The organism is Rhizobacter sp. P2_H3 (assembly GCF_056403355.1).
The window spans coordinates 1-13,142 of record NZ_JBFUFQ010000160.1 but is presented as its reverse complement, the minus strand read 5'-3'; the positions used below and the strand labels follow the sequence as shown (position 1 = coordinate 13,142).

Below are 13,142 nucleotides of genomic sequence, written 5' to 3'. Positions count from 1 at the left end.
GGATGCGATGAGGCCTGTCAGCTTATTCATACCTTCGCGTTTTTCCCTTCTCCTGCTCCATTTCACGGATCAGAAAATAGTTCAATGTTGTTCGAAGGACGGCGATAGCGCCATGGTGTCGCCGGTGCTGGCAAATTTCGCGTTTTGATCCATGGTGTCGCTCGCGTAGTGAGGAATCTGGCTTTTCTGCAACTTCCTCCAAGTTGAAGACTGAGGGGCCACCTGTCCCCAGGTGGCCCAAGTCCAAGTTTTTGTCTGAACCTACTTCTTCACGTTCTTTTGTGCCATGTCATAGCTTTCAAACAACGCCCCATATGCGGGTTCGACGTGGTCGACAAAGACCTTGGCGAATTCCATTGCTTCTGGGCGATTCCAAGTGTGCATCACCTCTGTAATCACCGCGAATGTGTCAGTTGGCATTGCGCCCGCCTGCGTGACCCGGGCAATTGAGATGTCGGTTGCCATCTTCGACCAATTGCCCGAGGCATCCACAATGCAGAACACTTTGTATCCCTGTGCGAGAGCGCTGAGTGCAGGAAATACCATGCAAATGCTCGTGAGCGTGCCTGCGATGAGCAATGTCTTCCGCTTGGTCTTCTCGACGGCTTCGACAAAGGGGCGGTGATCCCACGCGTTGATCGGGCCTTCGCGCGGAACGTACACCACATCGGGGTTGCTCAGAAGGATATCGGGAATGATCGGACCATTGGGACCACCGGGAACTGATGCCGTTGCGACGGTCGGGATCTTCGCGATCTTCGCGATCTTCGCTGCCTTCGCAAGAGCAACTACGTTGTTGCGGAGTTCCCGGTACTCCATATCACGGACCAACTGGAACAAGCCGCTCTGATGATCTATCAGCAGCAATACAGCATCGTTTGGGTCAATCATCCATTTGTTTGTCATGTCATTTCCTTTGGTTTTGGAACTGGATGCACCGCCTGCAGCGGCGTCTTTGTTTGCGGCTGTCGCCGACGCGGTCAGCAATGTCGCTGCGCCAACTGCAGCGCCGCTAACAAGCATCTCTCTACGCTTCATGTGTTTCTCCGTGGGGATTGAATGTGCTGCCTTCGGCAGCGGGGATCGTGCGATTCCAGCGCACGAAGACGTCGTCGGCAGCCGGGACCTTGGTCATGGAGGAACCCCGAAGGACAATGAGTTGCCGATGGGCGGCTGAGACTGAATATGCAGATCGCTCGGTGGGTACCGGCTGGTCGAGGCATGCGGCGGGTGATCTAGCCGATTCGCTTGTCACGTCGCAGCTCGGCGCCGATGCGCTGAATCTCGGCCTCTCCCAGTGCCAGGGCAGTCTTGCTGGTGTGCACCGAGTAGTAGCCCATCACCAGGTCGTGTGGATGCTTCACTGCCGAGCCGAGGACGAAGGACGTGTCGCCGTGGGCCACGAAGTCGATGGCTTGTTCCGATTCCTCGAACACGGCGAGTTCACCGGTGCCGACCATCCCATTCACGTCGAGTCGTCCCGCGCTGACCGCCAACCAGGCCACGGTGTGGCCGGCGGGCGGCGTGTATCGCCAGCGCTCGCCGTCCTCCAAACGCACGGCAAGGTAGTTCATGCCCGAAGGTGCGGGAATCGGGCTGTGGGCCTTGCCGTAGCTTCCGAGCAGCGCACGTGCCGGGCCTTCGTGTGGAACGTCTGAAGGCGCCAGGTACAGGCTCTCCGCGTGCGCGTTCTCTTCAGAGGGAGGCAAGGCGACCCAGAGTTGAAAGCCCGACATCTGCAAGTCGCCGACGGGTGCGCCGATATGCCAAACGCCGTTTCCGGAGCGCATCCACTCCACGCCGCCAGCGGGCAGCACGCCCTTCTTGCCGGTCGTGTCTTCGTAGCGAAGGTTGCCTGTCATCACGAAGGTCAACGTGGCGATGCCTGAATGCGGATGCATCGCGAAGCCCTGACTGCCGAGACCGGGGCTGAAACTGTTGAGGTCGAGAAAGATGAACGGCTTCAAGAACTCGCCGAGGTCGCTCGGGCTCACCAGCCGCGTGATCGGCCCATGGGTGTTGCCATGCGTGCGGTGGACGATCGCCCGCCCGCCCGCGCTCGATGCTCGATCAAGGTTCGGATTGCCAGGAAGGGCTTGCGCTGCGGTCATCGATCGTCCTTGGAGTTGAAGTGAAGGCGGCTCGCCGAAGACATGACGTCTGAACTGCTGCAGTCAACGTTTGAACGATAGGGGCGGTAGGATCGACGTACTAGCCGGTGCAGTTGGAGCGCACCCGTCCAATTTTTGAATCAATGGGTCGCCATGCTTGATCTGAACGACATCGCCTTGTTCGTGCAGGTCGTGCGCAGCGGCAGCTTTGCGGGCGCGGCGCGGCGCCTCGGCGTGCCAGCGAACACCGTCAGCAGGCGCGTCCAAGGGCTCGAGCAGCATCTCGGCGTCCGGCTGCTGCAACGCTCGACCCGCAAGCTCACTCTCACCAGCGCAGGCGAGGAGTTCAACGCACGTTGTGCCGATGCGGTAGCGGGACTGGTCGAAGCCGGGCAAGTGCTGAGCTCCGCAGGGCAGGAGCCGAGTGGGCTTGTTCGCGTTGCTGCGCCCGCCGACTTCCTCGACATGTTCGTAATGGAATGGGTCGCCGAGTTCCTGGCGACCTATCCCAAGGTTCGCCTTGCGTTGGTGCTCAGCGATTCGAAGGCAGACCTGATCGCGGATCGCATCGACGTGGCGTTTCGTGGCGGTCCCCTTGAGGACTCGGAATACATCGGGCGGCAGGTTCTGAGTGCTGGCAACGACGGGCTGGTGGCCAGCCCTGGCTATCTTGCAGCGAGGGGCGCGCCCAGCACACTGCAGGACCTGATGGAGCACGATTGCGTGACCTTTGCGCACTCTGGCAGTCATATAACCTGGCACCTGGCCGGACCCGACGGCACTGGTGAAGCCGTGCAGGTTGCCGCTCGCTTCAGCGGCAACACAGCGCAGGCACTTCGCAAGGCGACGCTGGCTGGGTTGGGGATCACGCTTCTTCCCAGGGCCATCCTCATGAAGGACTTGCAGGCCGGACGCCTTGTTCCCGTGCTACCCGAATATCAGCGTCCCGGCCACGGCCTCAATGTGCTGTATCCCAGCCGACGGCATCTGCCGCTGGCTGTGTCCGCATTCATCGATCTCGTCGTCGAGAAGGTCGGCGAACTGGATGCGGCATTCACACCGCAGCGCCCTTAGGAGTGCGCCAGCACCTTCCGCGGTTCCGCTGAAGAGCACAGGGATCCGCAAGCTGAGCAGGTTAGCCACCCGAAACCCGCCGTTCGTGACTGGCTGCTCCTGGCCGACTGCGCCTATTCGTCCATCGGCTTGCAACCGGCCGCCCAGAGGAGACGGCACGGCTTCCGACCGGCTGCTCGCGAGCGAGGCGGGGAACATACACTCCCTGCCACTTATCGTTCCCAGACTAGATTTTCTCCGTAGCCTCTCCGGAACCCACGCGTCCAGTGGGTCCTGCCATAGGAGTAGCCTCTACCTCCCTGGAACTGCTCGCCTGTGTCGTGCGCGATCAGTCGACGATGCTCAGGATGGACTTTGAGAAGCCATTCAGATGCTCGACAAGCCATCTGCCCGCAGGACCTGGCGGCTTTGACGCCGGGTGATAGGCGGATACGCCCAGCATGAAACCGGTAGGCGGCACTTCTTCTGTGTCCAGCAGCACCAATGTCCCGTCGGCGATGTCCTTCTCGACTGTGTGCAGTGGCATGTTTCCCCACCCAACGCAGTCTTTGAGAAAGGCATGCTTGGTCGAGAGGTCTGCCAAGCGCCATGTGGACGCGGATACGACACCGTAGTCCCGTCCTTCCATCAAGTCAGACCGATCTGTCAGAACGAGTTGTACGTGGCTCGACAGCTCATGCTTGGCAATGCGACGTCCGATGCTCGCGAGCGGATGGTTTGCGGCAGCAACCGAGACCAGAGGAATTTCGCCAAGCCGCTCGCTGACGAGAGATGGAAACGCGACAGGCAGCGAGGCCAGAATCCCGAGGCTGCAACGGCCACCCAGAACTGACTGATAGCCAGCGCCCAATCCTTCAACGAAGAGCCGAAGCGGGGTCAACGGAAACTGGCGTGAGAACGCCTTGGCGGCCGCGCTGATGACGGCAGTGGGAAAGAACACGTCGACCACCACCGAGAGCTCAGCTTCGAGCCCCGAAACCATCAGCTTGGCGCGAGCCTTGAGGGTGTCCACACCGGACACGACACTTCGCGCGTCTGCGAGGAGCAGCACTCCCTCAGTCGTGAGCTTCGGGAACCGTCCAGAACGGTCAAACAAGGTGACGCCCAGTTGCCCCTCCAGGTCACCAATCCATCCGCTTACCGCGGATTGAACGCGGTTGAGCCTGCGCGCCGCGGCGGAGAAGCTTCCTTCGTCAACGGCGGCTATGAAGCTTCTGAGCTGGTCGAGTGAGACACCGTCGAGCATGGCCCCTCCCATCTCCGAGGGAGATGTATCGCATCTCAATATACCGTCTTTTCAGATACGAGGGCTGGCCGCACCATTCGTTTATCAAGCTACACCCCACCGGAATTCACCATGCGTCTGCTTCACCTTGATTCCAGCGCCCTCGGCGCCGCATCCGTCAGTCGCCGCCTGACATTGGAGCTCGTCGCGCGCCAGCGCGCGTTGCATCCCGATATTCGTGTCACCTACCGAGACTTGGGATCCGACCCTGCGCTGCACCTGACAGGAATTCACGTGGCGGCCCGTCAGGGTGTCGCCAGCGACGACATGACCATCAATGCGGACTTGGTGAAAGGGAACGCCTACCTGGATGAACTGATCGCCGCTGATGTTCTTGTCATTGGTGCGCCGATGTACAACCTGACGATCCCAACGCCGCTCAAGGCATGGATCGATCGCATTGCGATTGCCGGCGAGACATTTCGCTATACCGCGACCGGACCTGAGGGCTTGCTGAAAGGCAAGAAGGTCTTCATCGCATCCGCGCGCGGTGGCGTGTATTCCGCAGGTAGCCCAGCAGCTGGGTTCGAGCACCAAGAGAGCTACCTCAAGGGCCTCCTGGCCTTCCTCGGCGTGACAGACGTGACCATTGTGCGAGCCGAAGGCACCGCGTTCGGTCCCGAGGCGAGAGAAGCCGCTGTTGCCAAAGCGCTCGAGGAAGTTGCGGCCATCACCGCATAGACAAAAGCGGACTCACCAGACCCGCTCCACCATACCGAAGGAAAACTCGTGAACTACTCGATCATCGGCTCTGGCAACGTCGGCTCTGCCTTGGCCAAACATTTCGCCCGCAGTGGCATCGCCGTAGGCCTGGCCAACACCCGCGGGCCAAGCTCCATCGCCTCAATGGCAAAGGAGATCGGCAACGCCGTAATTCCCATGACTCTGCCGGACGCGCTCAAGGCCGAGGTAGTCATCCTTGCGATTCCCTTCCGCGCCCATACAACCGTCGCAGGAGGTCTGCCGAGTTGGTCCGGCAAGGTTGTCGTCGACGCCATGAACACCTACGGCATCTCGCCGGAGGAACTGAAGGGGCGCCCTTCCACCGAACTCGTGGCAACTGCATTCTCCGGGGCGAAAGTGGTCAAGACGCTCAATCAGCTGCCGGCCAAGCTCCTGGCCAAGGATCCTGCTGATGGCGGGGGGCGCCGGGTCATGTTCGTATCGAGCAACGACGATGACGCGCAGACTGCCATCTCAAAGCTGGTCGCCGCTCTGGGCTTCGCTCCCATCCTGCTCGGCAAGCTCGACGAAGGCGGCAACCTGATCGGCATGGGTGGACCGTTGATCCTCCAGAAGCTCATCAAGCAAGGCTAGAGCGGCGTCCACTCTCGGCGATGGCTGCTGAGGGAAGCACGTCGATGCCAATATCGATGGCGCCGTGATGACGGCAACTTGACGTCGTCGACAGGTACTCAAGAAAGCCGCGTCAAAGGAACCCGCATGCGCGATGCTCTCCCCGAGGAGATCACCTTTCGAAGACTGGAGATTCTGCTGGCCTACATGGATGCCGGCACACTGACACGAGCTGCCCAGGCGCTGGGCATCAACCCAGTCAGCGTCCACCGCGCGCTGCACTCGCTTGAGGACGGGCTGCGCTGTCCACTGTTCCGCGCGGAGGGCAGGAACCTGATGCCAACGTCGGCTGCTTCCGTGCTGGCGGGAACCGCGCACGAAGCGCTCAAGGTCATGCGCGAAGGAGTCAAGGCCACACGCGCTGCAGGTGGCTACCTGGCCGACAGCGTCTGCATTGGCTCGCTGTACTCGCTCGGCGTCAGAACTATTCCAGGGCTTGTCACCGCCCTCAAACTGCGCAGGCCGTCCTTGCAGACCGACGTCTCAATGGGATCGAACGTCGAACTCTTGACCAAGCTGCGTGACTTCACTGTAGATGCCGCGTTAATGGTGTTGCCGGACAGCGCTCAGGATATCGAATCGATCCCGCTGTTCGAAGACCAAGTGTTCTTCGCAGCGCCTGCAGACTCGAAGTATGCGCAGATGGATTCAATCGACTTAGGTGCTTGCGATAGTGAGCGCTTCGTAAGCCTCACCGAGGGATTCGCCACACGCAATGATTTCGCGGCTACCTTTGCGAAGGCCGGCTACACCCCCCAGGTCGCACTGCAGGTTGGCGACATCTTCACGCTGATCAACTTCGTCAGCGGTGGCGTCGGGTGCACATTGCTGCCCGGTCGCGTCCGCGATGTTCTCAACGCCTCTGTCCGACTGATTCCCCTGCACCCGCGCTTCGCCGTGCGCCAACAGATCGGCTTGAGCTACCTGCGTGCGCGCGAGCGCGACCCAAACCTGCTGACGCTCGCATCCACCTGCCGCCTGCTGTTGGGATCTCAATGAGTGTGCGCCGCGTCTCCACGAAATTGCGTCCACCTGTGGCGACTGAAACAGAACACGTGAAATCAGTGAGAGAAAACCCTCGAGCGTTCCTGTCGTTGCAACGATGGCCGCGCGGTGTGCAATGGATGCGTTTCCACTTTAGCGCTACCGTGTCTCTATTCACCAATGGAGAGGATCCATGAGACTTTCAATGCACACGTTGGCAGTGGTCGTCGTCACCACGCTCTATGGCGTCACACCTGCCGTGGCGGCAGATCTGGAGGCTGGTCGCTACACAATCAAAGCCGCCCACAGCGGCAAATGTGTCGACGTTGATGCTGCCGGACTGGGAGACGGCATAAACATTCAGCAATACACCTGCAACGGAACCACGGCGCAACAGTTTGACGTGACAAGCCTCGGCGGAGGGTTCTACAAGCTGCTCAACGTGAACAGTGGCAAGGCCATCGACATCGTCGGCGGCTTCACCAACGACGGCGCCAACGTGCAACAGTGGAGCGACAACGGCTCCGGCCAGCAACGCTTCGCGATTCAACCGGCCACCGGTTCCGATCAGTTCACGATCAAGAACCAGAAGAGCGGCAAGTGCATCGATGTGGCCGACCGCAGCACCGCGGATCGCACCAATGTGCAGCAATGGAGCTGTGCCGGCTCGACCAACCAGATATTCACGTTCAGCCGCGTTGGTGGCTCTACGTCGCAAGCGTGCTTCTACGAAGACATCAACTACGCGGGCAGAAGTTATTGCACCGGTGAAGGAGCAGCCGATGCGCCCGCCGGCTGGATGCGCCTGGCGTCGTCGGTAAAGGTACCTGTGGGCTACCAAGTTGACCTGTTCACCGATGTCGGAGGGTCAGGACGCGTGCTGTCGCTCTTGGCTGACACGGCCAACTTGGTGCCGCTGGGGTTCAATGATGCGATGTCATCGTACAGATTCTCAAAGGCGAACGGAACGCCGCCTTCGTCGACAGCCGCCAAGAAGCAGCGCATGCTTGACTTCCTGCGGGACATATCTGGGCAACAGACGCTGGTGGGAGTAGAGAACAAGAATACTGGCTCGCCCACCAGCGATACGAACCGAATCAATGCGATCACCGGCAAGGTTGGATCGTTCTGGGGCGCCGATTTCGGATTCGGAGGCGCGGTTGGGAACCGCGGCAACATGGTGGCCGAGGCGAAGCGACAGTTCGCCAAGGGCGCCCTCGTTGGGTTGATGTATCACGCTTGCGCGCCGACGCAGAACGAGTACTGCACGTGGGACGACATCGGCGACAAGCACCCGGTGCATTTCACCGACGACCAGTTCAAGGAACTCTTGACGCCTGGAACCAGTTTGAACAACGCGTGGCTAGGTCGGCTCGACACATTGGCCGGCTACTTCCAGCAGTTGAAGGATGCTGGTGTGGTGGTGCTCTTCCGCCCCTTCCACGAGATGAACATGTGCAAGTTCTGGTGGTCCTGTCACAAGGGGACATTCGGCAGTGCGGCGCTCTATCGCATGACGCATGACTACTTGGCAAAGTCGAAGGCTCTGGACAACATCATCTGGGTTTGGAATGTGCAAGACATCAAGAACCCACTGTTCACCACCGACATCGATCAATACAACCCTGGATCAGACTACTTCGACATCGCGTCGCTGGACATCTATGAACTGGGCTATGTCACCAACAGCTACTCCACGATGCTGCGTGTCGCTGACGGCAAGCCGATCGCCATAGGCGAGAATCAGTTCGCCACCACCGTCGATCTCCTGCGCCAGCAACCGAAGTGGGTCTATCAGATGCTTTGGCCGGACTTCATTGACGACCAGCGCAACCGCGCCACTCTGCCGTCGCTGTACAACGGACCAATGGTCCTCACGTTGGAGGAAATGCCTGGCTGGAAGTGAAAGGCTGGCGGGAGGAGGATTCCGCGCAGATTCACGGGGTGACAAGCGCTCGCCGAGCGCTGGCTTCGCTGGTTTCGAACCTCCATCTCGGCCGCAAACTGCGCGCTTCCACTGCGGCCCTTGTTAAAAGCACTGCGTGACGAACTGTCAGAGGATGCCAAGCAAGGCATGCTGTGGGCCGGAGAACGACTGGACGCCGAGGGATTTGCGGAGCGGCTAAGACAGGCCCGCAAGCGATGGAAGCGAGTGATGGCCCCTCCATTGCCTTTGAGCAGAAAGCGGGCAGCTGAAAAGGAGCGGAGGCCACCGCTCGCCTCCGTCGTTCCGCCAACGCTCGGTTCGGAGCGGGCTGGTTGAAGTCTCGGTCGGCTCCTTTGGGTCGATTGCGCCAGTTCGCGAAGGCGCACAGCGGACGTTCAACACCACACAGTTCCACTGGCAGCGCGGCGCGTTGAAGCGCGCCCGCGGGGGCCGCGTCGCTTGACCGATCGTCCGGCTACCTCCAGAACGCCGCAGCGTCCGCATTGAGGCAGCAAGCGGCCTGTCGATAGCTCGAGGCGACCGACCGCAGCCGCTGCAGAGCCGTCGGAATCGACACAAGGTGTGTACCTCCGCACGTGAGGCGTCAGTGCTACAGCGTGGCGCATCGCCGTCCTGTCTCGCACCTGCTACAACACCGGAAAAGAATGGAGGGGAGGCGGACATGGCAAAACGCAGAAACACGAGCCCAGCCGAGGACGTAATGGACCTCGTTGCGATGTTGCCGTGGTGGGCGGGCATTGTGTTGTCGGTAGCCAGCTACCTGCTGCTTCATGGTGTCGCATCGCAGACGGTCGCCCCCGCAGCCGTACCGGCGCAAATTGGAGCGATGGTCACCCACACCCTGTGGAAGACCATCGCGACCGTCGGCCAATACGTACTGCCAATTCTCTGTATGGCGGGGGCGGGCATGTYGGCTTGGCGGCGCAAGGAGCGAAACGGCCTTGTGAATGCTGCCGTGCAAAGCGAGGCGAGCGACGCGCTGGATCGCATGAGTTGGCGCGAATTCGAGATGCTGGTGGGCGAAGGCTTCCGATTGCAGGGCTACCAAGTTGTCGAAACTGGCGGCGGCGCCGATGGTGGTGTCGACCTTGTGCTAAGGAGATCCCGCGATGCCGCCAGCGAGAAGTTTCTCGTGCAGTGCAAGCAGTGGCGTGCCTTCAAGGTGGGCGTGGACGTGGTCCGCGAGCTGTACGGTGTGATGGCTGCGAAGGGGGCCGCCGGCGGGTTCGTTGTGACGTCAGGCCAGTTCACCGACGCTGCCGTCGACTTCGCAAGTGGTCGCAACGTGACCCTGATCGATGGGCCGAAGCTCCACCGACTCCTTCGAGACGCAAAAGCCGAGGTCACTCGTTCGACGACGCGACCAGCTGTGAAGCCAGCCGTGCCAGCTATTGCAGAACCGCTTCAGGCGTTGACGTGTCCAGTCTGTGCCAAACCAATGGCGCGGCGTACCGCAAAACGCGGCGCAAATGCCGGCGGCGAGTTCTGGGGGTGCACGGGCTATCCCACCTGCCGCGGCACGCGGCCGATCCCCTGATGCCACTCATGACGAGTGATGCTGCGATGAGCGGATTGCGGGCCGCCTTGTGCGTAGCCGAAGCGTAGCTACGCCAATGCCCCTTCAGGGTGGCAAGACACCCCGCCGCTCCCGTCTCGTATAGTGCGCGTGCCCCGTGGCCGGGGGTGAGCGGGAGCGGCAGCCGTCTCATAATCCTTTGGTCGCTGGTTCGAGCCCAGCACGGCCTACCAATACGATCAAGGGCTTGGCGTTGTTTGCCAGGAGCCCCGATCTCCGGCGTAGCCAAAGAACGCGTCCAATTGCAGAGCGGCGCCTCCGGCGCTGCATGCGCCTACCGCTCAACCATTGCACCAGTTCTCCAGCCGCCGAGCAGGCTGCACACCACGGCATCGCGAACTCCGCAGTTTCACCTCCGCGATGCGCGACTGCCGGCGATTTCGACATCATGGTGAACAAAACGGAGAATCGAATGCCCCCGCCCCTCACCCCGAAAGAAGTGTTCCTCGCATTGGTCAACGGCGTCGCGGAGGGCCGCTGGGATGAGTTGCCCGACCTTTATGCCGAGCAGACCGACGTCGTGCACCCGTTTCACCCGCTTCGCGCCCCCGCCCTGCGCACCCGGGACGAGCTGCGCGAACACTTCCGGCCCAACGATGCCAGCCCGCGGCTGAACCGCAAGGCGACCAACATCGTCATCCACGAGACCAAGGACCCCGAAGTCATCATCGCCGAGTTCGAGTACCAGGGGACCGTGGAGGGCGCGGATGAGCCGTTCTCGATTCCCGGCATCTTCGTGATCCGGGTGCGCGACGGCCAGATCGTGAGCTCGCGCGACTACCTCGACCACCTCACCTCCGCGCGCGTCCGTGGCCAGCTGGACTGGCTCGTCGCGGCGATGAAGGCATGATGGCCGCATCAAGTGACCGACAAGGAGTGAACCCGATGTACGGACAAGCCATGCGGATGAAGCGAGCTGCCCTGCCCTTTGCCGCAGCGCTGGCGCTGTTTGCCGCGCAGGCCGATGCGGCGGACCTGACGGCGCAGCAGCAACTGTTCCGCTCCATCTACCAGGAGCTGGTCGAGATCAACACCACGGATTCGGAGGGCGACACCACCGTGGCGGCGCAGGCCATGCACAAGCGCCTGCTCGACGCCGGCTTCACGGCCGCCGAGGTGGAGGTGATCACGCCCTTCCCGCGCAAGGGCAACCTGGTGGCGCGCTACAAGGGCAGCGGTGCGAAGAAGCCCCTGCTGCTGCTGGCCCACGTCGACGTGGTCGAGGCCAAGCGCAGCGACTGGAAGACGGACCCCTTCAAGCTGCAGGAGAAGGACGGCACCTTCACCGCCCGCGGCAGCATCGACGACAAGGCGATGGCGTCGATCTTCGTCTCGGTGCTGGGGCAGTTGAAGAAAGAAGGCTTCGCGCCGAACCGCGACATCGTCCTGGCGCTCACGGCCGACGAGGAGAAAGGCGACACCCCCGCCAACGGGGCCAGCTGGCTGCTGAAGAACCGGCGCGCATGGGTGGAGGCGGAGTTCGGCATCAACGAGGGCGGGCGCGGCGAACTGAAGGACGGCAAGCCGCTTTCGCACATCGTGCAGATCGCCGAGAAGACCTACGTGCAGGCCGAGTTCGAGGCGACCGGCCCCGGCGGACACAGCGCGCGGCCGACGGTGGACAACACCATCTACGACCTGGCGGAGGCGCTGACGCGGCTGCGGCAGTACCAGTTCCCGGTGCGGCTGAACGATGCGGCTCGCCTCTACTTCGAGCGCAGTGCGGCGCTGCAGTCCGGCCAGATGGCCAGCGACATGCGGGAGATGGCCAAGGCCAGCCCGGCCCCCGATGCCATCGACCGCCTGTCGAAGGTGTCGAGCATCGTCGGGCTGCTGCGCACCACGTGCGTGGCCACGATGCTGAACGCCGGCCACGCACCCAACGCGCTGGCGCAGAGCGCCAAGGCCAGCGTCAACTGCCGGATGCTGCCCGACGAGGATCTGGGCTTCGTCACCCGCAAGCTCACCGAGATCGCCGGCCCCAAGCTGAAGGTGACGCTGACACGCGAGGGTGAAGCGACGGCGCCCGCTTCGCCGCTGCGGCCCGACGTGATCGGCCCCATTGAGGCGGTGAGCGCCGAGCTGTGGCCCGGCGTGCCGGTGATCCCGACGATGGGCGTGTCCACCACCGACAGCCGTCACTTTCGTGAAGTGGGCATCCCGATGTATGGCGTGTCGGGCCTGTTCGCCGATCCGCTCAACACGGGGGTGCATGGCTTGAACGAGCACATCGGCGTGCAGCAGTTGTACGACGGGCGGGAGTTCATGTATCGGTTGATCAAGAGGTTGGCGCAGTGAGAACCACCCGATAGGTCAACGAAGAAGGCATTCATTTCGAAGCTCGTGAATCCTCATCCTGGCTCATGGCGAACAGATTCACGGCTCGCACAGCGTGCCTTTCGCGCTGATGGTGGAAGCCGTGTTCGATCACCTGACCCAATGAGCAAGGTGGTCAGGTGATGCGCCTCGGGATCGCATTTCAGCGCTTGATCGCCAGCACCAGCACCCCACCCGCCACCATCGCGATGCCGGCCCATTCGCGCAGGCTCGGCCGCTCGCCGAGGAAGGCGAACGCGAACACCGCGACCAGCACCAGGCTCAGTTTGTCGACCGGCGCCACCTGCGACGCATCGCCGATCTGCAGCGCCCGGAAGTAGCAGACCCACGACGCCCCGGTGGCCAGGCCGGACAGCACCAGGAACAACCAGGTCCTGCCCGGCAGCGCGAGCGGGTTCGACCATTTGCCGGTCGCCATGACGAAGGCGGCCAGCACGACCAGGATCACGCTGGTGCGCACCAGCGTCGCGA

The 13,142-nt window shown here is 61.9% G+C and carries 12 protein-coding genes; 8 read left to right on the top strand and 4 right to left on the bottom strand.

Annotated features, from left to right (window positions below):
* Positions 1-261: 261 nt before the first annotated feature.
* Together AC1D1T_RS23175 and AC1D1T_RS23170 are read right to left on the bottom strand one after the other, a co-directional pair.
* The gene (locus tag AC1D1T_RS23175; RefSeq protein WP_477827996.1) at positions 262-906 is read right to left on the bottom strand and encodes an isochorismatase family protein; all 645 of its coding nucleotides are present in this window, start codon (positions 904-906) and stop codon (positions 262-264) included.
* 329 nt (positions 907-1,235) lie between these two features.
* On the bottom strand, positions 1,236-2,111 hold the full coding sequence (locus tag AC1D1T_RS23170) for a pirin family protein (RefSeq protein WP_477826827.1): 876 nt from the start codon (positions 2,109-2,111) through the stop codon (positions 1,236-1,238).
* 153 nt (positions 2,112-2,264) lie between these two features.
* Between AC1D1T_RS23170 and AC1D1T_RS23165 the strand changes: the two genes are divergently transcribed.
* Positions 2,265-3,185 carry a LysR family transcriptional regulator gene (locus tag AC1D1T_RS23165; protein ID WP_477826826.1) on the top strand — a complete coding sequence of 307 codons (921 nt, stop codon included), beginning with the start codon at positions 2,265-2,267 and terminating at the stop codon, positions 3,183-3,185.
* Positions 3,186-3,513: 328 nt separating this feature from the next.
* Here the strand turns inward: AC1D1T_RS23165 and AC1D1T_RS23160 are convergent, their stop codons facing one another.
* A complete protein-coding gene (locus tag AC1D1T_RS23160; RefSeq protein WP_477826825.1) occupies positions 3,514-4,431 on the bottom strand; it encodes a LysR family transcriptional regulator in 918 nt (305 codons plus the stop codon).
* Between the two features lie 111 nt (positions 4,432-4,542).
* Here AC1D1T_RS23160 and AC1D1T_RS23155 point away from each other — a divergent pair, with 111 nt between their 5' ends.
* The 7 genes from AC1D1T_RS23155 (at position 4,543) to AC1D1T_RS23125 (ending at position 12,632) form a co-directional block, all read left to right on the top strand.
* The gene (locus AC1D1T_RS23155; protein WP_477842007.1) at positions 4,543-5,151 is read left to right on the top strand and encodes an FMN-dependent NADH-azoreductase; all 609 of its coding nucleotides are present in this window, start codon (positions 4,543-4,545) and stop codon (positions 5,149-5,151) included.
* Positions 5,152-5,199: 48 nt separating this feature from the next.
* The gene (locus AC1D1T_RS23150; RefSeq protein ID WP_477826823.1) at positions 5,200-5,787 is read left to right on the top strand and encodes an NADPH-dependent F420 reductase; all 588 of its coding nucleotides are present in this window, start codon (positions 5,200-5,202) and stop codon (positions 5,785-5,787) included.
* 126 nt (positions 5,788-5,913) lie between these two features.
* Complete coding sequence (locus AC1D1T_RS23145) at positions 5,914-6,825, top strand: LysR family transcriptional regulator (RefSeq protein WP_477842005.1); 912 nt, start codon at positions 5,914-5,916, stop codon at positions 6,823-6,825.
* 190 nt (positions 6,826-7,015) lie between these two features.
* Positions 7,016-8,716, top strand: a complete 1,701-nt coding sequence (locus AC1D1T_RS23140) for an RICIN domain-containing protein (RefSeq protein WP_477992556.1) — start codon at positions 7,016-7,018, stop codon at positions 8,714-8,716.
* Between the two features lie 703 nt (positions 8,717-9,419).
* Complete coding sequence (locus AC1D1T_RS23135) at positions 9,420-10,295, top strand: restriction endonuclease (RefSeq protein WP_477992555.1); 876 nt, start codon at positions 9,420-9,422, stop codon at positions 10,293-10,295.
* Between the two features lie 451 nt (positions 10,296-10,746).
* Positions 10,747-11,184 (top strand): nuclear transport factor 2 family protein, encoded by a 438-nt coding sequence (locus AC1D1T_RS23130; RefSeq protein WP_465112914.1) that lies wholly within the window; start codon positions 10,747-10,749, stop codon positions 11,182-11,184.
* 35 nt (positions 11,185-11,219) lie between these two features.
* Positions 11,220-12,632 carry a M20/M25/M40 family metallo-hydrolase gene (locus tag AC1D1T_RS23125; protein WP_477842336.1) on the top strand — a complete coding sequence of 471 codons (1,413 nt, stop codon included), beginning with the start codon at positions 11,220-11,222 and terminating at the stop codon, positions 12,630-12,632.
* Positions 12,633-12,813: 181 nt separating this feature from the next.
* Here AC1D1T_RS23125 and AC1D1T_RS23120 read toward each other — a convergent pair.
* A partial coding sequence (locus tag AC1D1T_RS23120; protein ID WP_477992554.1) for an EamA family transporter occupies positions 12,814-13,142 on the bottom strand: 329 nt, incomplete at its 5' end.